This is a genomic window from Streptomyces sp. NPDC005393 (assembly GCF_040606675.1).
In the GTDB taxonomy this organism is placed as follows: Bacteria; Actinomycetota; Actinomycetes; order Streptomycetales; family Streptomycetaceae; genus Streptomyces.
The window spans coordinates 60,543-81,534 of sequence record NZ_JBEXFG010000011.1; the positions used below are offsets into that span (position 1 = coordinate 60,543).

Genomic DNA, 20,992 nt, shown 5'->3' on the forward strand with positions numbered 1-20,992 from the left:
GACAGGACGATATGACCGAGTTCGACCACGAGCAACACCTGATCAAGGGCGACGCTGACGCCGCGCGCTCCTGGATCCAGTCGTCCGCCCTGCCCGAGGACCAGAAGGCCGACCTGCTGCAGTTCGTGGCCAACTTCTCCTCACTTACGTTCGTCAAGGAAGACGACGCCATCCTCGACCACTACGCCGAAACCGACAGGGTGGCGCTTCCGGCATGGCTACGCGAGGTGCGCTCAACGCTGGCTTTCGTCGATCCACCGATGCTGCTGCAAGTCGACGACTTCCAGTGGTACAACTCGCCGCGTTCCGACGACGTGGACGACATTTGGTACCAACTGCTATTCGGATACCACGGCGAGGAACAGCGCACGCTTTTCTTCGAAGACGCCAAGATCTACCGGATTGGAGTGTGGTGGGGAACCGATGAGTCCTACCTGGGGGTTGACCTCCACGCCCCAGGAGATCAGCGCATCTTCGACTTCTCCGGCGCTGACCTGCGCGATAACAAACTCGCCGGGCGTCCGGTGCGCGGCTCGCTATACCCGGTTTTCGAATCCTACGCCCAGTTACTCGCACACGTTGCTGAGGTACAGCCCCTCGACAGCGCCGCACTCTAGCCCAGGCCACCGGTCACTACCCCCACGAAGCGCGTCCAACCGGCGGCAGGCATATTTACTACATAACCACAAGTGGAACGACCGGCGTCGTGTGCATCATCGTCTTGGCCACGGCAGCGGCGTTGCAGGTATGGCAGGGGCCACTATGGCGCTATCCTCCGCAGTCGAGACATGACGTGGGGTGTCCGACTCTGGTTGACGGCGACGGCCGCCCAATTCTTCTGGGCCGTCGCCGGTGGGGCGGGCGCAACGGCTCGGGCCAGCGGGAATGGTGGTTTGGTGGGCGGCATCTGGGTCACCCCGGGGTTCCGCCGTCGAGCAGGTGAGCGTCCACCAATGCGGCTGCGTGAGGTCCTCCACCGCCAACTGTGCACGGAGGGCTCCGACTACCTGCCGGTACGCCCGCCACTCCACGCGCCGATGGGTTGGGCAGCCAGTTCCTCCTGCGAATACTCCCCGAGTATCACGCCCACGGACCCCTCCTTCAAGCGATCACCGGAACGCAATCACACCAAAATCTCAAGTCCGGTTGAGGTCAAAACGGCTTCGCTGCCCGACTCTCACCGTCACAAGGCAGGCCAAGCCCGAAGCGCGTTGGCAACCTTGGCGAACATTAGTGGGGCAGCCCTTAGAGGGGCAGCTCGAACCAGACGAACTTGCCGATGATGTTCCGGGGGCTTACACCCCACTTGGCCGCTAGCGTGTCCACGAGTAGCAGTCCGCGGCCGCGCTCGTCGTTGTCATCCGCTGTGCGCTGCTCCGGCTGTTCGTCCGAGGTGTCGGCGACTTCGACTCGCAGATAGCTGTCTGACAGCTCGTAGCGCACCTCGATCTCTCGCCCCCGTGGGACGCGTGCGTGTTGCACGGCATTGGTGACCAGCTCCGACAGGAGCAGTTCAGCCGTCTCCAGCACCTCCGTAGCGATCCGTCCCGTCGCCAGTTCCTGCCGCAATCGCTGGCGTGCACGCCGCACGCTTCGTGGGTGTCGCGGGAATCGCCAGCGTGCTGCCGAGCTGTCGGCCGGCATGGCGGGAGATGGCATGACTACTCCTCAGATCGAGCGGTAGCGCGCAGACCGGAGCAGTGAAGGGGCGAGCTTGGGCTGCGCATGAGAAGTGGCAGGACCGGGCGCGCATCCGCTGGGCCACGGTCAAGGCGCTTGCCGACGCCTGTGACGCGTCGGTTGAGGAGCGGGACGCTCTCGTGGGGGTGGCCAAGTCGCAGACCGATGGTTGGTGGGTCGGCAACAGCTCCGTGCCGGAGTGGATGGACCCGTTGGTCTCCTTCGAGCACGAGGCGGCGTACGAACACGTCTATGCCAACACCGTTGTGCCTGGTCTGCTCCAAACCCGTGCCTACGCGTTGGCGATCCACCAGGCGCGGGAGATGCGCAGCTCCGGCGACGAGATCGAGGGCATGGTGGAGGCTCGGATTCAGCGACAGCACATCTTGCGCAGAGACCCGGCTCTGCATCTCTGGGTGGTGCTCGACGAAGCCGTGCTCCGGCGTGACGTCGGAGGAGAAGCTGTCATGGCTGAGCAGATGGCCCATCTGCACGACATGGCTCAGACTCCGAACGTCGACATCCAGGTTCTGCCGTTCACCGCTGGAGCCCACGCAGCAGGCACGGGACACTTCGTGATCCTGGGCAGGGACGATGAGCAGAATCCGCTCAATTCCATGGCTGTTGTCTACATCGAGATGCGCCGTCGTGGCCTGTATCTGGACGACGCAGAAGACGTCGGGTCTTATAAATTGGCGTTCGACTACCTTCGTTCGCAGGCAGCCGACCCCTCAGCTTCTCTACGGCTGCTGGCCAAAGCCCGACAGGAGCTGTCCCCGTGACTGAGCGTGCCCCCTCTGGCCCGATAGCGCCGATTTGGTTCAAAAGTAGCCATAGCGGTGCAGAAGGCAACGAATGCGTTGAGGTGGCGACCGTCCGGGGCCGAGTTGGGGTGCGTGACTCCAAGGCTCCTGGTGGCCCCGTACTGTCCATCGCGGTTGATGCGTGGGCCGCCTTTGTAGGAGGAGTACGGGAAGGCGAGATCCACCACGGCGCATGAGTGCCCTGTCGGATGTGACGTCGGCCGTACTCGGCCATCACACGCCTGCTGCCAGCGAGCCTGTCAGTCGGCTCACCGACTCGGCGCGTCCTCGCAGCGCGTCTTCATCGGCATGACGAGCAGCGGTACAGCCGGGGCCGCCTGTGCGGCCACTTTGGTTGTGGCTGCGTTGCCGAGCTGGTCCTGGGCAGCGGTCGATGGTGTCTTGGCCAGCGCGTGCATGCCGTGGGCCAGCGTCGCATTGCTCACCGGCACCGGCACCACCTGTACCGGCGCCGGAGTCGGCACCTGCCGGGTGGCGGCCGCGGCCTCTGGGGCTCGGGCCGGGGGGATTGGGGCCACCAGGCGGTGGAGGGAGAGCGGGGGTTCGGTGGGCAGCATCGGCTTCACCCCTTGGACGCGTGGTCGAGCAGATGGGCGTGCGGGCCCAGTTCGGCCGGGCGGAGCAGGCGGGCCTCGCGCTGGAACTGGCGCGCCACGCCGCGTACGACATGGCGCATGCCGATCGCGGCGCCGCCGCCGTCCGCCGCGGCGAGGGCGGCCGTGCGGGCCGCCGCGGTGATGCTGGCGCCCGTCATGTCCAGGCGGGCCAGGGCGTCCAGGTCCACGTCGGGCGCCAGCGGTGCCTCCTCGGGGAAGACGAGGCGCCACAGTCTGCGGCGTTCGGCGGCGGCCGGGCGGGGGAAGTGGACGACGAAGTGGAAGCGCCGGGTGAACGCCGGGTCGATGTTGTCCTTCAGATTGCTGGTCAGGATCACCAGGCCGTCGCTTTCCTCCAGGCGTTGCAGCAGATAGCCGACTTCCAGATTGGCGTAGCGGTCGGTGCCGTGCTTCACCTCGCCGCGCTTGCCGAACAGGGCGTCGGCCTCGTCGAAGAGCAGGACCGCGTGGCTCTCCTCGGCCTGCCGGAACGCGGTCTCCATGTTCTTCTCCGTCTCCCCCACCCATTTGGAGACGACCTGGGCGAGGTCCACCTTGAGCAGTTCCAGGCCGAGCATGCCGGTGACGATCTCGGCGGACATGGTCTTGCCGGTTCCGGGCTCTCCGGTGAAGAGCGCCTTGACCCCGCCGTGCGCCGAGTGGCGGGCGAAGCCCCAGCTCTCGGCGATCCGGGGCCAGGCGCGGAAGGCGGAGGCGATCTCGAGGATCTGGCGGAACTGGACGTCGGGCAGGACCAGGTCGTCGACGGTGCGCCGGGGCATGATCGAGTGGACGGCGCTGCCGCCGCGTCCGCGGGTGACGGTGGCGATGGCAGGTTCGACGTGGTCGGCGACCGGCTCCGGATGCCCGTTGCCGGCCACGCGTGCCCCGGCGTCCGCGACCGAGGCCACGGCGCGCAGTTCGCCGCCGCTCATCCGGTACCGGACGGCGAGGTCTTCGAGGAGGGTTCCGTTCAGGTCCGGGAGCGCGGCCGACCACATCGCCCGACGGTCGGTGAACCCCGGTACCGGAACGGTGAGTTCGGCGTAGGCGCGCGCGGCCAGCAGGCCCGCCGGACGCCAGGGCTTCAGGCCGGTCAGGCACACCGGCACGCGCGAGCGCAGCAGCACGGCGGACACCGCGTCTGCGTGGAGGCGCTGCGGCTCGCCGTGCAGGTCGTCGGTGGGGATCCACAGCACCGCGCCCAGCACGACGGCCGTCCGCAGGTCGGCCTCGGGGTCGGCGGTCAGGGTCCGCAGCGGTGCTCCGGCGGCCCGGGCCAGCGCCTGTACGGCATCGAGCTGGCCGTCGGGCGGGCAGCCCCACAGCCCGGCCAGGTTGATCTCGCCGGAGCCCAGCGCACGGCCCAGCCGGGCGAGCCGGTCCGAGGACAGATACGGGGACGGCAGGCGCGGTTCCGGCGGCGCGACTTCGCCGGGGTCGTGGCCGACCAACCCGACGTCGCCGCCCCAGCCCAGCAGGAAGTCCAGCACCCCGGGGCCGAGGACCAGCTCCTGGGCGAGCTCGACCGCGGCCTCGCCGTGCGCGCGCAGCAGGCCGTAGCGGCGCAGCGGCCCGGCCGGGCCCAGGGAGCGGCGCAGGGCGAGGCGAGCCGCCGCGCTGTCCGCGCCCACCGCCACCAGCAGCTCCACGCTCGGCAGCCGCCGGTTCAGGTTGTCCACGATGTAGGCGTAGATCCGCTCGTAACCGCGGTCCAGTTCGGGCGCGGCCACCAGGAGCAACGCGTCCTGCTCCGCGCGGGTCAGGCCGAACCGGGTGGCGAGCGCGTCCAGCGGCAGGGTCGTGCCCTCGGCGGACACGCGCCGCCTCAGGTCCCGTTCGGCTTCCGGCTCCGGCTGCCGGGGTACGTACGGCTCGGCCATGGTGTCGGTGAAGGCGTGCACCTCGCCGAGCAGCACGTCGACCTGTTCGTCGGTCACGCAGTACGGCGTGAGGTCCGGCCTCGTGAGCCGGGCCGCGATCCGCGCCTGCCGCTCGACAGCGGCGCGCAGCGCCCGGTGCGCGTCGGCCAGCCGGATCCGCAGGTGCTCCACCGCTGGTTCGCCCATGTGTCTCACCCGGCCGAGAAGGTCAGGGTCCGGCCTCCCAGCCAGACCACGTCGGGCACGTCGGCGAGCAGGCCGCCGCGCAGGAGGTCCGCGTGGCGCCGTCCCATCGGGACGCGTACCCGGACGGCCCCGGGCTCGAACCGCACCGTGGCCTCCAGGTCGGCGAAGCGGCTCAGGGCCAGCAGCGGATCCGGTGTCTCGCGCTCGCGCCAGAGCGTCCAGGCGATCGTGGACAGGCCGAGCGCCGCGGCCAGGGTGACGGTGCGCTCCAGGCCGCCGTCCTGCGCGAGCGGTACCGCCCGGCGCTCGGTGACCAGGGCGGTGACCAGGTCCGCGAACCGCTCGGCGTGGGCGGGCAGTCCCGCGGTGAGGCGCACGTCCGGTGCCACGCCCGCGGCGGTCCACAGCGGCGTGCGCCAGGGCAGCCGCGCCACCGGATCGCCGCGCAGCGGCCGTACGCCGGTGAGGAACGGCACGCCCGCCGAGGCCAGTTCGCGCAGGGTGCCGGGGGGCAGGGGTCCGTCGCAGAGCAGCACGGGCGGCCGCCCGCACGCCTGCCAGTGCGGCAGCAGCCCGGCGGCCTCCGCGGCCCAGGCGATCGGGAACATGCCCTGGGCGTCGACGAGGAGCAGCCCGTCGTCGGCCCCCGTGATCAGGAGCGGGTCGGCGGGGTCGTGGCCGCGGCACACCGAGAGCGCCAGGACGCCGTCGAGGACCGGGAGCGCGGGGCGCACCTGGCGGGCGAAGGCGGCCAGCCGCTCCTCGGCGACGGGTGGGTGGAGGCCGGCGAAGGCGGCCGCGGCCTCGCTGTCCCGTTCGGTGCGGCGCCGGCCCCGTGCGGTCACGCCCAGCACTTTGTACGCCAGGGCCACCGCGAACAGCGGTGCGTCCTCGGCCAGTTCGATGCCGGCCAGGGCGGGTCCGATCGCGTCGAGGTACCCGATGCGTGCCAGTGGCCCGGCGAGCAGGAAGGGCAGCGCGGACCACACCCGTACCTCGTCGGTGGTACGCACCGCGACGGTGCCGCCCGCCGCCCCAGGCGGCTCCTCGGCGTCCCGGTCGTACGGGCCGGCCGGGGACCGCGCCAGCCGTACCGCCTCCTCGCGGTCCGCCGACGCCAGGAAGTCGGCGAGCAGCCGGGGCAGGTCCGCCGCGTCGACGCCCGCGACCGCGGCGCGCAGACGCTCGGGCAGCGCCTCGGCGGGCCCGGCCGCGAGGGCGCGCCCGACGAGTTCGGCGAGCAGCCGTGCGGCCGCCGTGTCGTCGACGCCGAGCAGGGCGAGCAGGTACGCCCGCACCGACTCCTCCGGCAACAGCGCGAGCAGCGCGTCCAGTTCGCCGCGCTCGGCGAGTTCGGCGAAGAGCGCGGCGGCGCTCGCGGCGGTCCACGGGTCCGGCGCCGCCGCGAAGGACTCCTCGAACGACACGGCGTCGGCGGCGGGCGCGTCGACGGGGATCTCCACCATCGGCACCGGCGCGAAGTGGACCTCGACGGGCGGCCCGCCGCTCGCGGACCATCCGGGCCATCCGGGCCGGCCCGGCCGGACGGTGACGGTCAGCGGCTCGGTGATCTCCACGTCGGGTCCGTCGGCCGCCAGCCGCTCGGCGAAGTGGTCCGCCAACAACTCCGGCAGGGCATCGACCACTTGGCGGACCAGGCCGCGTGGATCGGGCCCCCAGCTCCACCCACCGCGCCGGACCACGGTCACGGTGCACCGGTGCACCGTGATCTCGCCGGTCTCGCCGGTCTCGCCGGTCTCGCCGGCGGTCGGCGCGGTGGGCGCGCTCACGTCACCCCCGCCTTCTCCAGGTGGCCCGCCCAGCCGGTCACGAGCACCAGCACACCGTGCACGCTGCCCCCGACGAGGGTCACCGGCAGTTTCACCTGGGTCTGCTGGGCGGGGATCTCCCCCGCGAGCACATGGGTGTCCTGCTCGTCGGAGACCAGGGCGACGACGGGGGTGGGGCGGGCCGCGGCGACCTTCACGGTGACGGTGAGCCCGTCCTTGGCCAGCGCGATGCCGTCGGTCCACGACGCGAGGCGCACCAGCGCCGGTTTGGGTTTGCCCTCGGGCGTCACCTCGACCCCGAAGGCCAACGGCTCGGCGAGAGCGGCCGGTTCGTCGTCCACGGCCGCCACGGCGAGCTCCCTGGCGCTCAGCGGAAGGGTCGCGACGCGGCCTCCGCCCAGGGAGACGCGCAACGGCAGCGCGCGTCCGAGGAGTGCGGCCACATCGGCCGGGGCGCTGGCGCCGGTCAGGGCCAGCGCGCCCACGACGTGGCCGGTGTCGACCGCGTACACCACGGAAAGAGCCATCGTCAGCCACCGCCGTTCGTTGCCGCGACCGTCGCCAGGACGAGGAAGTCGACCGCCCCGGGCTGTTCGACGACCTCGGCCGGGGCGTCCAGGGGGTCGTACCGGCGCACCCGGCAGCGGACCCGCCGGTCGCTGTCCACGGTGACCTCCACCGGGCTGTACAGCGTCGAATCCCCCGCGGGCGGCGGTGTGCGCGGGGTCAGATGGACATGGAGCACGACCCGGCCGTCGGCGACCTGTTCCGGGGTGACGCCGGACGGCAGCGGGAGCAGCATCCCGTCGGTGGCCGCCCCGGACGTCACCAGCGTGCTGCCGGCCGGCATCCGGCCGCTGAAGGTGCCCGCGATCGCCAGGTTGCCGTTGGCGGCCACGGTCATCAGCGGAGCGACCGTGCCACTGCCCTGGTAGAGGCCGAAGACCAGGCTCGGCTGGTCGCCGCCGGACAGCACGAGCGCGGGCTTGCCCTCCTGGGCCGCCGGGCCCGTCCGCAAGGTCAGCGAGCCCGACCGGGCCGAGACGGTGTCCGCGCGCACGCCCGCGAAGCGCACCGCGACCCCGCGCGCCGTGGTCTCGACGCCGCTGAAATGGCCCTCCGTCCAGCGGACGTAGCCGAGCAGGACGAGCCAGCGGGCGGGCGGGTCGGCCGGTGGAGCGCCGATCGCGGGCGGCCGCTGGTCCGCGACCAGCCGCTCGTCGCCGAGGCGGCCGAAGAGGATCTGGTACGACTCCTCGACCCGGGTCTTCGCGGCGGTGCCGGTGCACGCGTCCGGCCGGGAGGCCGTGGCCGGTTCCCGGTCGGCCGCGGTGAGGAAGACCGGGTAGGGCTCGTCCGTCGGCTGGTCCGCGCCGTTGACCTCTTCGAAGTCGCTCTCGCGCAGCACGACCGGCTCGGTGACGACCACCTCGCGGCCGGTCCCGTCGACGGCGATCCCCGCCGAGACGCTCACCTCGACATGGCGGACGTTGGTCAGCGGGTCGGTACGGGGCTCGGTGACGAGGCCGAGCCCTTCGACGCTGCCCCACTCGTGCAGGTGCCGCGCGTGCCGGGCGGCCCGGCCGCGCGCGTACTCCACCGTGGCCGACAGGTCCGCGGCGGCCAGCACCTGGCCCTCGTGGAAGGCAGGGCGCAGTGGGCCCGTCATGACGTCTCACCGGGCTTCTGGGTACGGGGCGACCGGCTGCGCTTGGCCGGGGGCTTGGCGGGCTCGTCCCCGTGGTCCGGTGCTTGATCCGGTGCCTGGCCCGCCGCTTGGCCCGCTGCTTGGCCCGCCGCTTGGCCCGTTGCTTGGCCCGCTGCTTGTTCCGGTGCGCCTTCGAGCTCCGCGAGGCGGGGCGCGAGCCGTTCCGGCAGCTGCTCCTCCAGGTGGGTCACCTGCGCCCGCGCGCTGCCCATTTGGGCGCGCAGCCCCTCCAAGCTGGCGGTGAGATCGACGACTTGCGTCCTGAGCCGGGCGAGTTCCTGCATGCTGTCGGTGACTTCGCTGGGGGTCGTGTAGACCTGTTCGTGCAGTGCCTTGGGCGGCGTCTCGCCGGGTGCGGGGGTCAGCAGCAGGGACAGCATCTCCTCCAGGTCCCCGGTGCGCGGCCCGTCGCCGAGCAGTCCCTCGGCGTACGGGCGCACCACCGGGCCCTGCGGCGGGAGCGTCGGCTTCTGGTACCACGGCAGGGGTTGGCAGCACACGCGCTCGGCGAGCTCCCGCAGCCGGTAGAGCTTGGGCAGCCACTCGCCGTACGCCGATCCGCCCGGCAGCACCTGCTCCCGGGTGGCGGTGCAGACCCGTACGACATCGCAGCCGTCCAGCTCCAGATGCGCGAGCAGGACGTCGGTGTCGGTGCGGTCGCCGCACGGCGGGTTCAGCGTGGCGCACGCCGCGTCGGTCAGGAACCGGCGCACCGCGGTGCCCAGTGCCGCGGCCGCTTCCGCGATCTGCTGCACCTCGGCGATGGTCGCCTTCTCGGCGCTGTCCGGCGGCGGGGGCGGCAGCAGCGGCGGTACGTCGACGGCGGCGACGTCCTTGCGCAGCGCGCAGTCGGCGAGGTCGGCGGCCTGGTCCAGCCGGCACAGCAGCCACTCCCGGATCAGGCCGATGTCCGCGCGGAACTCCACCCGCAACGCGTGGCCGAGCGGCGTGCCCTGGGCCAGCATGCGCACTTCCAGCGGCGCGTCCGGGTCGCCCCGTTCCGGTACGACCCGGGCCGCGGTCTCGGTGACGACGGCGCGGGCGATCGTACGGCGCAGCGGGTCCGGCCACGCCGCTTCCCTGTCGGCGCCCCTGAGCCGCTCGCACGCCGTGCCCAGTACGCCGCGGGCCTCCTGCACGGTGGCGAGGTCCGGGTAGTCCTTCCGGAGCTGGTCCTGCCCGGCCGGGTCGTAGGTGTCGAACCGGGCGACGGCGGCGGCCAGTGCGCGTACGTGCTCGGTCATCTCGCGGGCCGTCGGCGGGGGCGGCGGGCCCTCTCCGCCCGCGTTCTCGCGCAGCCACGCGAAGGCGGTGGCGTACCGCTGCGCGTCGGCGGCGTCGAAGCGGAAGGTCCGGCCCGTGCCGAGCGACGCGACGAACAGGGCGTCGGCGTAGTGCCCGAGCCGCCGGTCGCGGGTGCGGGCCCGGTCGGCCCGTGCGAGGTCGCCGAGGCTCGCGAGGAGCCGGGTGCCGGGGTTGTGGCGGTGGTCCTCGAAGTCGTCGCACCTGACGACGTAGCGGAACCCCTCCTGGATCCTGGAGGGCACGCATCCCGGTGAGGGGCAGGGCTCCTCCGTGGCGTACGGTGCCACCGGCTCGACGGGGAGCTCCTGGTAGCGCACGTAGAGTCCGTAGCGGCGCCCGCCGTCGTCGGCGTTGTCGGCGCAGTCCTCCCCGCAGTCCACGCCGAGGGCGCTGATGCGCCGCTCCTGCACCAGTGCCCGTACGTCGACCCGTTCGGCGCAGGTCACCACGATGTCGTTTCCGGCGCAGTCCAGCGCGTGTCCGGGGTGGACCGCCACGGTTCCGCCGCCGCACGGGTCGCAGGTGACGCCGAGGCCGCAGATGACTCCCGGCCCGTACAGGGACCGGTTGCGCAGTCTGCTCTTCGCCGTCGTGTACTCGACCAGCAGGCTGAGATCGTCCTCGGTCAACAGTTGCCCTGCGAAGAAGCGGGGACGTACGAAGGCGGAGGTCCGGGTGGCGTCGCCACCGCAGCCGCATCCGCGGTCTGTTCGCATGATCAGCGCTCCTTCACAAAGAACCAGCTCTCGAAGACGTCCCCGCCCGCACCGGTGCCGGACGTCCAGGGACCGATGCCCGAGGGCGGGAGGTCGCAGCCGCCGTACGCCGCCGACAGGGTCGCGTCGGCGTCGATGGTCGGTACGCGTCCGCCGACGTGGGTGCCGTCGACCGGGCGGCAGCAGCGGTCGAGGATGAACGCGGCACGGACGGTGATCAGTACGCGGTCGCCGTCCTGCAGCGTCTCGCGCGTGGTCTGGCGGTAGCGGAACTGCCGGGTGAACTCGCCGCACTCGGCGTCCGGTTCGGCGAACGTGCCGCCCATGTACCAGGTGGAGGCGTTACGGCCGCTGCCGCCCTCGATCACCTGGAGCTCCACCACGCCGGGCTGCAGCGTGTCGGACCGTACGTCGGCGGAGAACCGCACCACGAGCCCGCCGTCCTCGTCCTGGGTGCCGAGGAGGGCCTTGGCCTCGTCGATGGTGTAGGTGTGTCCGTGTATCCAGTTGATGCCGGTGATCACCGTGGGCAGGTGGCGGCCGAACGGACGGCGTACGTTCATGTGGATCCGGTCGCGGCGCACCGGCTCGTGCCGGTCCACGCAGTCGATCCTGGCCAGCCACAGCACCTTGTGCTCGCAGCGGGAACAGCACGTGTCACAACGCTCGTCCACCGGCGGCTCGCACCCGGTGACCCGCACCTTGTAGCACTCCTCCGTCCAGCCGAACTCGCAGTCGGAGGTGTCCGCGCAGGCGTCGTTGTAGACGGCGCGGGTGGGTTCGACGGGCCGCTCGGCGTACTCGATGCCGACCCAGACGGTGTCGGTGTCCCGTTCGTGCGGGGGCAGCGCCTTCCACAGGTCGATCACGCAGCCGCCTCGCACCACGACCTCGTTGCCGTCGCAGTCCACGGCGAGACCGGGAGTGATCTTCACCTTGGCCCTGCGCCCGGTGTGCTCCGGCTCGGCACCGCTCCGTTCGGCCTGCTCCGACTGCCCGGCCTGCTCAGCCTGCTCAGCCTGCTCAGCCTGCTCCGACTGCCCGGCCTGCTCGGCCTGTTCGGCCCGTGCCGGCTCTTCGGCGGCGTCCGGCGGGCAGTCGTCCTCGTCCCGCGGCGCCGGTTCCACGTGCAGGCCGCACACCACGCCGTAGCCGAGCAGACAGCGCATGCGCAGTCTCAACTTCTCGCGGTAGTACCCCTGTTCGCGCTGGAAGTCCCGCGCGCCCAGCATCTGGCCGTGGAAGTAGCGCAGCCGGCGCAGCGGTGGCGCGTCGAACTCCTCTGTCCTTGATGTCTCTGTCTCCGTCATCGCCCCGTCCTCTCACGACACTTGTGTATGCGTACCGACGGCGGAGACGACTCCCACGCCGACCCCTCGGCGCAACCCTCTCGGTCCCGGCCTCAGCACCCCGTCGCGGTTCAGCCGCACGGGGTGCGCGCCGCCCAGCACGGGCGCCGGCAGCGGGACGAACGCGGTGTCCACGCCGACCGTGGACCGCGAACCGACCACGAACCCCGCGCCGCCGGTCCGTACCGACCCCACCGTGTGCGCGGGCGCCTGCCGCTCCACCAGCCGCCGCAGCGCCGTCCCGTCCGCCGATCCGGCGGGCAGGAGCACCCGGAACCGGTGCGCGTGCACGGTGAACGGGTCGCTGTCCGGCGCGCCGAACGCGCGCAGCGGCGCCGCGCCCAGCGCCGAGCCGCCGACCCGGAACCGGCTCGCCGACCGGCCGAACAGCCGCCCGGCGCCGAGCCCTTGGCCCGGCCCCGGCCCCTGTCCCTGTCCCGCTCCGGAGCCGCCGGCGGCCTCGCGCAGGTGCGCCCAGCGGCGGTCCGTCGCCAGCTCGTCGATGACCGGGGTCACCCCGAACACGATGCGTACCGCCTCCCGCAGCGCCCACGGCGTGCCCCGGCGCCGGTACAGCTCCGGGGCCGCGGCCAGCAGCGCGCGCCGGGTGCGGGCGTCCCAGCCCGCCTCGAACGACAGGCCCAGCAGACCGGCCAGCCACGGCAGCACCCGGTCCGGGACGCCGGCCGGGTCGAGGAGCGCCGGATACCGCTCGATCACCCGGTCGAGCTGGGCGAGCGTGGCGTCGAACAGCGACAGGAAGCGCTCGGTGAAGTCGTCGGCCGCGGGGTCCTGGCGGAAGGCGGGCGGCAGCAGGTCGGCGCTGGTGACCCGGGGGAAGTCCAGCCGGATCCGGCGTACGACCGGAGTCGTACCGCCGTCGCCCGACAGCCGCAGCCGCAGCCGCAGGAAGCGGCCGGGCGGCTGGTCGACGAGGAAGTCCGTGGCTCCCGGAGCCGACGCCTGCCAGTCGCTCTCGTCGTACCGGCCGTCCTCGCTCACCACGATCTCGACGGCGACCGCCGTCCCGGCGGGCACGCCGGCGTCCACGCGTACGCGGTGCCAGCGGCACCGCGAGATGCCGCTGTCGATCAGGGTGGTGACGTACGACCCGCTGGTCACGTACGCGTCGGTGGCCGGCGGCGCGGGATCCCGGGGCAGGCCCTGCCAGGTGCAGCAGGTGGTCTCGGGGCCGTCCGGGCCCTTCTCGCTCAGGCAGAACCCGTCCCCGTCCGCCGAGGAGAGCGCGGACGGCGGCAGGGCCGCGGCCAGTTCGTCCACGGTGACGGTACGGAAGGGGCGGCGGTGACCGCCCCGGTGGATCCTGAGCCGTCCGCCGTCGTCGGTGAGCAGCCACACGGTCCGCTCCGGTCCGGTGCGCAGGCCGATGACCTCGCCGCGCGCGCCGGTGCGGAGCACGCCGCGGAAGCCGCCCGTCGAGGCGAACCGCCGCAGGTCCGTGCTGCCCTGACAGGCCACCAGGACCTCGTCGCCGGGGGCCAGGGCGGCCCACCGCGGCCGCTCGGCCTGGATCACACCGGCGAGTTGCTCGCCCTCGCGGCGCCACACCAGGACCCGGTCGGACTCCACCACGGCCAGCCGGTGTCCGCGCGCGGCGACGGAGACCGGCTCGCGCAGCGGGGCGGGGTCGCAGTCGGGCGGCCGGACGGGGGTGAAGGCGCCGCTGCAGACGTCGCGGCGCAGCAGCCGCCGCTCACCCGGGACGAGCAGGTACCAGGCGCACGGCCCGCACCCCGGCGCGAGGCGGGGGTCGGGGAACCACGGCAGCAGTCGGCCCCTGGTGGGTCCTTCCGGCGCGGGGCCGCGGTAGGCGAGCCGGAGGCCGGCCGGGTCGTCGAAGCCGACGATGCCGTCCACGCCCGGCTCGCCGCCGCCGGTGGACTCGTCCCAGCCGACGTGGACGTCGAGGAGACGGAAGGTCGCGGGGTGTGGTGTGCACGTCATGGCCGGTCTCCTACCGGGATCAGCAGCGGGCGCTCCGGCCAGACGAGGGTGTGGGGCGGGAGGGCGTGGTCGGTGCAGGGCGGCCGGCGCACTCCGTCGACGGTGAGCGAGAGCCGGGTGACGGCCAGCACCCCGTCGACCGCCAGGAGCCGTCGGACCAGCGCCGTGTGGAGCAGCGCGCCGCCGAACGGCCAGCCCGCGCCGTCCTCCCCTCCGCGCAGCGGATCCAGGTAGGTGCGCACCGCGTCGCCGGCCCGGGCCAGGGCCGCGGCCCGGTCGAGGTCCGGGTCGAGCGTGACCCAGGACTCCACTCCGACGCGGCGGTACGGCGCGGGGGCGGCGACCACCGTGACCCCGGCGGGGGCGGCTTCGCGCGACAGGAAGTCGGCGACGGCCCGCAGGGTCGCGGCGGTGGGGACCGGCGGTTCGCTTGTGTCGTCGCCCGACGGTACGGGCGGTACGACGAGGACTCCCACGACGCCGGGGATCGGCACCCCGGCGAAGTCGGGGTGCAGGCCGGGCACGCCCCGGGCGCGGGCCACCGACGCACCGGGCGCGCGGGTGGCGAGCCGGCCGTAGTCGGCCGGGGCCACGGCCCGGCCGCGGGCCCGCAGTTCGCCGACGCCGCGGCGCATAGCGCCGGCGTCGGGCTCGGCGTCCGTTCCGCCGGAGGCCGGGAAGGGGTTGTTGACGCCGGTGACGAACGGGAGAGCGGTCACAACCCCGTTGACGGCACCCGCCCGTACGGCGCCGGCGCTGCCGCCGCCCACGCGGTAGCGCACTGCGCGGACGTTGCGGAAGCCGGGCGGGACGGCCGCGCCGTTGACGCCGTCCCCGAAGGTCACTTCGCCGCTGTCGTGGTCCACGGTGAACACCCGGTCGTCGGCGCCGTACCCGGCCAGGCTCTCCACCTCACGCCACCGGGACGAGGTTCCGGCCGTGGTGCCGAACACGTCGCCGCCCGCGTCGTCGTCGACCTCGATGACCACCGAGCCGGCGAGGATGGGCACCTGACTGAGGGTCATGCGCCGCCGCCCGGTCGCCGCGGGGTCCTGGACGGGCTGCAGCGGCTCGTCCCGGATGGTGCGGGCGGCGGTGGCGGCGACCACGTTCAGCCGCAGTCCGGACAGCACCGGCGCCGGTCCGGCGAAGGCGCCGTGCGCGATCCGCAGGCGCAGCCAGCGCAGCCGGGGCCGGGTGCCGAGCGGACTGCCCGGCTCCCACGAGCGCGGGACCCTCAGCTCGACGGTCCCGCTGGCGCTGAGCCCGGCCGTGGAGTCCCGCATCAGCTCGGCGGGTACGAGCCGGGTGCCGTCCAGCACGTCCCAGCGCAGCAGCGGCGCGGGCGGCAGCGGCAGGGGCACCGCCCCGCCGGCGCTCGCGGGCGCGGGGGGAGCGGCGACGACCACGAAGCCCAGCGACAGCCGCGGGTAGGGGCCGGCCGGCCCGGCGAGTCCGATCCACAGCCCGTTGCCGGGCTCCGGGTCCCGGCCGAAGGGCGCGAAGGGACGGCTGGGCCCGGACGGCCCCAGCGGCAAGGTCTCCAGCGTTCCGGCCTCCTGGACGGCGAGGGCGCCGAGGGTGGCCGGTGTGGCGTACAGGTCCTGGTCCGTCTCGTAGACGACCTGCCCCGCCGGGGTCGAGGCCGCGCTCTGGAACCCGGCCGGGACGAGCACGGAGGCGCCGTCCGGCGGGTTCACGGTGAACTCCAGGAGCGCTGCCGCCGCGCCGGCCGGGCGCCGTCGCACGCCCGCCGTCGCCAGGTGTTCGGCCAGCACCTTCTCCGGCAGCCGGTTGACGCGGCCGAGCACGGGTTCGGCCTGGGTGCCGAAGAGGCGGACGAGCGCGACGCCGGCGTCCTGGCGGTCGGGGTCGGTCCAGTCCGGGGTGTATCCCGCGATCCGGCCGCGTACGTCGGCGCGGACCGCCTCACGGGTCGCGTCGACCAGTTCGGGCTGGACGCCGGCCGGTCGGGGACCGGGCACGATCCGCCCGTCTGCCCTCTCCCGTTCCTGGGCGTCCTTCTCCCACCACACGTCGCCGGTCATGCCAGCCCCTCCCCCGGTTCGACGGCGGGCACGATCCGGGTGCGGACCGCCCGCAGGACGGGAAGTTCCCCGGCGCCGAGCGGCACCTCGTCGCAGTCCTCGGCAGTCCCGTCCGGGTCCACCCCGTCGAGGCCGATCGCCACGGCGGCGACGTCCGCGAGGTCCCCCAGCGCCCGCTGCGCGGCCCGCAGCAGGGCCGAGGGCCGCAGCGGCTGTCCGAACGGCCAGCCGTCCTGCTCCTCAGCGCCCACGAGCGGGTCGAGGAAGCGGCGCAGCGCCGCGGTGAGCACGGTGGACACGCGGGTGCGGTCGGCCGGGTCGCCCGACAGGGCGACCCGCAGCGTCACCTCGCGGTAGCGGGGCGCGCGGACGAAGACCTCGGAGGTGAGCAGCCGCGCCTGTTCCAGGCGAGCGGCGACCGCGCACAGCATGCCCGGGTCGGGGAGCGGCGCGGCGACGAAGTCCTCGCGGGCGAGGTCGTCCCGGGGCGCCGCCGGGACGATGTGGACGGTCACCGCGCCGGGCACCGTGGAGCACGGGAAGCCGGGGTGCTCGCCGAGGGACGGGTACGCGCGGGCGACGTCGACGCCCGGTGTCGTACGGGCCAGGGTGACGAAGTCGTTGGCGGTGACCGCGCGGGTCACCTCCCCCAGGGACGCGGCCGCGCGCCGGCGCGCCTCGGTGATCGTCTCCGGGTCCGCGCCGCCTTCGGCCCGTACGAGGTTGGCGGCCGAGACCGCTCCCGACGGGGCCGGAAGGTCCGCGGCCAAAAGCCAGTTGCCGGTCATGCCGCCGTTGCCGCCTCGGCCGCCGCCGGTCACGTACGCGACGTGCCCGTCCGGGTCCGGGCGGGGGATGCGCCCGGTGAGTCCGTCGCCGAACACCAGCGCGCCCTCGGCCCGATCGAGCACGAAGATCCGGTCGGCCGGCGCGCCGAAGGTGAAGTCCGGCATCGGCTGCCACTCCTGACCCGCCAGGCGCAGGGTCGCCTCCAGGAGGCGGTCGGCGGCGTCCGGCAGGACGAGATGCTGGCCGGGCAGCCTGAGCCACGCGTCGATCTGCTCCTGGAGGTCGGCGCCGCGCGCGGTGCGGTGCCGGCGGTGGTGCGCGGCGGACACGTTGACGGCGAGTTGGAGGAGGCGGGGCGGGGCCGCGTACGTGGCGGCCGGGGTCGACACCAGGAGCCCGGTGTCCCGCGTGGACCAGCCGGCCGGGGGGTGCAGCCGGACGACACCGGACCGCCTGAGCCCGGCCGTGCCGTCCTCGACCTTCTCGAACCCGCCGGAGACGTCCGTGCCCGGCCGGAACCAGGACCAGGTCAGCTCCGCGGGAGGCGGCACATCGGCGACCGCCCCGGGCAGCCACGACGGCGCGGACGCGGCGGGCGCGTCCAGCTCGACGAGCAGGCTGAGCGGGCCGGGCGCGGGGTGCGCTCCGGTGAGCGGCAGGGTGAACCGGACCTGTGCCGGGGCGCCGTCGCTCGCCAGCAGCGCGATGCCGCGGCGGGCCCGCAGGTCCGCTGTACGGTCACGGTCGGTCCACACGGTGGCCTCACCGCCCTCGGCGAGCGGGAGGACGGCCACGTCGTCGTCGAGGGTGAAGACGACCTGCCCCGTGGGGTCCCGGGTCAGCGCCGTCCCGGCGGGGACGACCGGGACGGCGGTGCCCGCCTGCCGGGCGGCGACGCGCAGCACGGTGGCGGCGGGGCGGGCGGGGCGCGGCGGTTCGACGCCGAGCAGCCGCAGTACGGCGACCACGAGCGCGTCCGGCACCTGGTCGAGCCAGTACAGCCGCTGCTCGAGGAGGTAGGCGAAGAGTTCGAGGAGGGTGACGCCGGGGTCGGCGGGCGCGTGCAGCGTCCAGGTGCCGTCCGACTCGGCGGGGATCCGCCGGCGGATGGCCGCCATCATGTCGGCCCAGGTGAGGTCGTCCAGCTTCGGCGCGGGCAGCGTCATGGTGTGCTCCCGGTGAGGCCCGTGAGTCCGGTGTAGAACGGGAACACCAGGTTCGCCTTGGTGTTGCTGCGCCGGATGCGGTAGACGACCGAGACGGTGATCCGCGACTCGTCGGCCGGGTCGGCCTCCGCGCGGACCTCCTCCAGTTCCACCCGCGGCTCGTGGTCACGGACGGCGGCGGCGATCGAGTGCTCCAGGTCGCGCAGGTTCTGCACGCTGCCGGGCGCAAACACCAACTCGTGTGCTCGGGTGCCCAGTTCGGGCCTCATGACCCGCTCGCCGGTGCCGGTGAGCAGCAGTGCCCGCAGACAGTGCTCGATGCTCTCCTCGCCGACGGCGTACCCGAGCCGCCCGGACGCGTCGGGCAGGATCGGGAACCGCCAGCCGGTCCCGAGGAACTCCTCGCTCATGCCGTCCTCGCCTTCTTGGCCAGCACGGCGGGGGTGAGCGGCGGGGTCGGCAGGCCGGTCGGCCCGGCGGCGGAGGGGTGGGTGTGCGTGTTGAACGCCTGGAGCAGCGCGTTGCCGAGCACGAGCGGTTCGGTGGCGCCGCCGCCGAGGTCGATGGAGGGGGAATCGACCGTCACCTTCGGCGCCTTGAGGGTGATCTCGCCCTGCGCGGTCACGGTGACGCTGCCGCCCTCGGCCGCGGTGATCCGGATCGCCTTGCCCTGGTCGTCCAGCTCCACCACGTGTCCGGCGGCGGACTTGATCCGTACGGCGGCCTTGGACTGTGTGTCGTCGAGGAGCACTTCGTGGCCGTGCCGGGTCCGGATGATCTTCTGGTCGCGGCCTTCGGTGCGGGCGGTCGGCGGCTTGTCCTCGCCGTTGTAGAGGCCGCCCAGGACGATCGGGTACCGCATGTCCCCGTGGACGAAGGCGACGAGCACCTCGTCGCCCTTCTCAGGGACGAACACCGAGCCGTAGCCGTTGCCCGCGTACAGCTGGCCGACGCGGACCCAGTCGGTGACCGTGGTGTCGTCGAACCAGGGGAACTTCAGCTTGACCTGGCCTTCGTCGTCGCCCTCGTTCTCCACGACGAGCGCTTCGACGACGCCGTAGTAGCGCTTGTCGGTGGAGCGGGCGCGTGGCGTGCCCCTCATGGTCACTGGTCCCCCTGGTGGATCCGCCGTGCGGTGAACTGGGTGAAGAAACCACTGGTGTTGAGGGTGTGCTCGACCCGTTTGACGAAGTACGTGCCCGAGAAGCGGCGGCCGAGGCCGTAGATCTCCAGGTTGTCGCCGGGCCGCAGCTCGGGCAGGCCCGCCACCTTGCCGGTCGCGGTGATGAACTCGTAGGCGCGCTCGCGCAACAGGCTGATCGCCAGTTCGCGGGCCTCCTGGTCGCTGCCGACCGGCGCGTCGACCATGACCTCCTGGCGGCCCTGCAGGGTGGACTCGGCGACCTGCGGCCCACTCTGCCCATCGGCCGTGTTCTGCCCGGCCGGCAGGTTCTCGGCGGTCGCGGTGAACGCGATCGGCTGTTTGGTACGGGGATCCCAGCCGCGCACGGTGACCTTGCTGACCTGCTGGGACACCGTCAGCGTCGGGGTGAACTCCATCAGGTTGGGGACCAGCCCCTCGGGCTGGTTGGTGGGGCCGGTGCTCAGCCCCGGTGCGTACGCCAGCCGGTATACCCGAATCGGGCGCCCGTCGCGGCCGTCGGTCGGCTTGATGAAGTACAGCGTGTCCTCGCCGGTCTTCGGGTCCGGCAGGATGTAGCAGTCGAAGTCGAGCCGCTTGGCCCGCTCCAGCAGGAACGTCGCGTCGTCCTGGTTCTTCTGCACCACCCGGTCGTGCGTGGGCCCTTCCCCGGTGACCTCGATGCGCAGGTGGTTGCGCTGGGCGATCTGCTCGGCGATGCGCCAGTCGGGCAGATTGCGGTAGATCTTGGTCTCGTTCTCGGTGGGCTTGCGGTCCTTGAGCCGCAGCAGCCCGTCCACGCCGCTGACCTGGACGGTGGGCGACGCGCCGTCGGTGAACTTCGGGCTGAGCGTGGAGATGGTCCCGGTGGCGACGGTGAGCAGCTGGTCGGCGTAGCCGAGCCGGACCGAGACCCGGCCGCCGAGCCGGAAACGCGGCGAATCGCTGTGCTTGAACCGCAGGTTGGCGTCGTCCCAGTTGTTCAGGGTGAGGTCGAAGCCGGACATCTCGTCGATGTCCCGGTTCACCTTGATATCGATGATGTCGTTCTTGGTGGACGGGTCCATCTCCAGGCCCTCGATGCGCACGTCGAACTCGGGCGCGTACCGGTCGGGCGATGCGACCTCGGGTACGGGGGTGCTCATCGCGCGCTCCTCACGGCAGCCGGGGCACGGTCAGCACCCGGCCCGGTCGCAGGTCCCGTGGGTCGCTGATGCCGTTGGCGCGCGCCAGCTCCCGCCAGGCGTCGGGCCGCCGGTACAGCGCGGCGGAGATGGAGCTGAGCGTGTCGCCGCGGCGCACCACGTAGCTCTTCTCCACCGTGGGCGACGAGCGCGGTGTCTCGGCGACCTGCACGGCGGCCGGGCGGAACTCCTTGAGCGAGAGGTCCAGCATGGCTCGCAGCGGCACGCCGTCCGGCCGGAACAGCTGGTAGTTGACGTCCAGCTTCTCCACGACACCGGTGAAGACCTCCTCGTCCCAGACGAACCGGACGACCGGCGGCGCGTGTTCGCGGCTGTCGGGCCGCAGCAGGTTGCGCACCGCGTTGACGTAGGCCTTCCGTACGTTCTCCAGGGTGTCGGAGGTGTCCACCAGTGCCTGGACCGTGAGGGTCTCCGTGCCGCCGCGGACGTACTGCAGGGGCGGTGTCTCCAGGCCGGGGATGGTGATCTCGGCGAACGTGTTGCTCTTGCTCAGCTTGTAGTCGGTGGGGTTGAACCGCAGCGGGATCCGCCGCTGCCGCTCGTCGGCGATCACCGGCCGGACGATCTCCAGGCGAGCCTGGGCGGCGCCTTGGCGGGCGAAGGACACGGGTGTCACGCTCACGGCGCCTCCTCGTTCTCCC

Annotated in this window: 18 protein-coding genes; 3 read left to right on the forward strand and 15 right to left on the reverse strand. The window is 73.0% G+C overall.

The genetic code is table 11. The annotated features are described in order from the left end of the window. Positions 1-11: 11 nt before the first annotated feature. A complete protein-coding gene (locus ABZS71_RS12685) occupies positions 12-617 on the forward strand; it encodes a hypothetical protein (RefSeq protein ID WP_356209369.1) in 606 nt (201 codons plus the stop codon). Between the two features lie 628 nt (positions 618-1,245). Here ABZS71_RS12685 and ABZS71_RS12690 read toward each other — a convergent pair. Beyond that, positions 1,246-1,659 (reverse strand): ATP-binding protein, encoded by a 414-nt coding sequence (locus tag ABZS71_RS12690; RefSeq protein WP_356209372.1) that lies wholly within the window; start codon positions 1,657-1,659, stop codon positions 1,246-1,248. 41 nt (positions 1,660-1,700) lie between these two features. On the opposite strand from ABZS71_RS12690, the gene ABZS71_RS12695 reads away from it, so the two are divergent. Both ABZS71_RS12695 and ABZS71_RS12700 read left to right on the forward strand, forming a co-directional pair. Further along, a complete protein-coding gene (locus ABZS71_RS12695; RefSeq protein ID WP_356209375.1) occupies positions 1,701-2,462 on the forward strand; it encodes a DUF5753 domain-containing protein in 762 nt (253 codons plus the stop codon). Then, positions 2,459-2,680 carry a DUF397 domain-containing protein gene (locus ABZS71_RS12700; RefSeq protein ID WP_356209378.1) on the forward strand — a complete coding sequence of 74 codons (222 nt, stop codon included), beginning with the start codon at positions 2,459-2,461 and terminating at the stop codon, positions 2,678-2,680. The genes ABZS71_RS12695 and ABZS71_RS12700 overlap by 4 nt, the downstream gene beginning before the upstream one ends. A gap of 72 nt (positions 2,681-2,752) precedes the next feature. Here ABZS71_RS12700 and ABZS71_RS12705 read toward each other — a convergent pair whose 3' ends face one another. Genes ABZS71_RS12705 through ABZS71_RS12770 form a run of 14 tightly spaced genes read right to left on the reverse strand, consistent with a single transcriptional unit; the run spans position 2,753 to position 20,973 of the window. After that, a complete protein-coding gene (locus ABZS71_RS12705) occupies positions 2,753-3,061 on the reverse strand; it encodes a hypothetical protein (RefSeq protein WP_356209381.1) in 309 nt (102 codons plus the stop codon). 5 nt (positions 3,062-3,066) lie between these two features. Beyond that, on the reverse strand, positions 3,067-5,169 hold the full coding sequence (locus ABZS71_RS12710) for an ATP-binding protein (RefSeq protein WP_356209383.1): 2,103 nt from the start codon (positions 5,167-5,169) through the stop codon (positions 3,067-3,069). 5 nt (positions 5,170-5,174) lie between these two features. Next, complete coding sequence (locus tag ABZS71_RS12715) at positions 5,175-6,959, reverse strand: hypothetical protein (protein WP_356209386.1); 1,785 nt, start codon at positions 6,957-6,959, stop codon at positions 5,175-5,177. Next, positions 6,956-7,486, reverse strand: a complete 531-nt coding sequence (locus ABZS71_RS12720; protein WP_355851654.1) for a hypothetical protein — start codon at positions 7,484-7,486, stop codon at positions 6,956-6,958. Before ABZS71_RS12720 ends, ABZS71_RS12715 begins: the two co-directional genes overlap by 4 nt. A 2-nt stretch (positions 7,487-7,488) precedes the next feature. Then, the gene (locus ABZS71_RS12725) at positions 7,489-8,628 is read right to left on the reverse strand and encodes a hypothetical protein (RefSeq protein ID WP_356209389.1); all 1,140 of its coding nucleotides are present in this window, start codon (positions 8,626-8,628) and stop codon (positions 7,489-7,491) included. Next, positions 8,625-10,688, reverse strand: coding sequence for a hypothetical protein (locus ABZS71_RS12730; protein ID WP_356209392.1), 2,064 nt, complete (start codon positions 10,686-10,688; stop codon positions 8,625-8,627). The genes ABZS71_RS12725 and ABZS71_RS12730 overlap by 4 nt, the downstream gene beginning before the upstream one ends. A gap of 2 nt (positions 10,689-10,690) precedes the next feature. Next, positions 10,691-11,998 (reverse strand): hypothetical protein, encoded by a 1,308-nt coding sequence (locus tag ABZS71_RS12735; RefSeq protein WP_356209394.1) that lies wholly within the window; start codon positions 11,996-11,998, stop codon positions 10,691-10,693. A 12-nt stretch (positions 11,999-12,010) separates the two neighbouring features. Next, positions 12,011-14,002, reverse strand: a complete 1,992-nt coding sequence (locus ABZS71_RS12740; protein WP_356209397.1) for a phage tail protein I — start codon at positions 14,000-14,002, stop codon at positions 12,011-12,013. Further along, positions 13,999-16,050 carry a putative baseplate assembly protein gene (locus ABZS71_RS12745; protein ID WP_356209398.1) on the reverse strand — a complete coding sequence of 684 codons (2,052 nt, stop codon included), beginning with the start codon at positions 16,048-16,050 and terminating at the stop codon, positions 13,999-14,001. Before ABZS71_RS12745 ends, ABZS71_RS12740 begins: the two co-directional genes overlap by 4 nt. Further along, positions 16,047-18,005, reverse strand: a complete 1,959-nt coding sequence (locus ABZS71_RS12750; protein WP_356209401.1) for a putative baseplate assembly protein — start codon at positions 18,003-18,005, stop codon at positions 16,047-16,049. The genes ABZS71_RS12745 and ABZS71_RS12750 overlap by 4 nt, the downstream gene beginning before the upstream one ends. After that, the gene (locus ABZS71_RS12755) at positions 18,002-18,415 is read right to left on the reverse strand and encodes a GPW/gp25 family protein (protein ID WP_356209404.1); all 414 of its coding nucleotides are present in this window, start codon (positions 18,413-18,415) and stop codon (positions 18,002-18,004) included. Before ABZS71_RS12755 ends, ABZS71_RS12750 begins: the two co-directional genes overlap by 4 nt. Further along, a complete protein-coding gene (locus tag ABZS71_RS12760; protein WP_355851630.1) occupies positions 18,412-19,107 on the reverse strand; it encodes a phage baseplate assembly protein V in 696 nt (231 codons plus the stop codon). Before ABZS71_RS12760 ends, ABZS71_RS12755 begins: the two co-directional genes overlap by 4 nt. 2 nt (positions 19,108-19,109) lie before the next feature. Then, complete coding sequence (locus ABZS71_RS12765) at positions 19,110-20,291, reverse strand: type IV secretion protein Rhs (RefSeq protein WP_356209407.1); 1,182 nt, start codon at positions 20,289-20,291, stop codon at positions 19,110-19,112. A gap of 10 nt (positions 20,292-20,301) precedes the next feature. Then, positions 20,302-20,973 carry a LysM peptidoglycan-binding domain-containing protein gene (locus tag ABZS71_RS12770; RefSeq protein ID WP_355851624.1) on the reverse strand — a complete coding sequence of 224 codons (672 nt, stop codon included), beginning with the start codon at positions 20,971-20,973 and terminating at the stop codon, positions 20,302-20,304. Positions 20,974-20,992 lie beyond the last annotated feature (19 nt).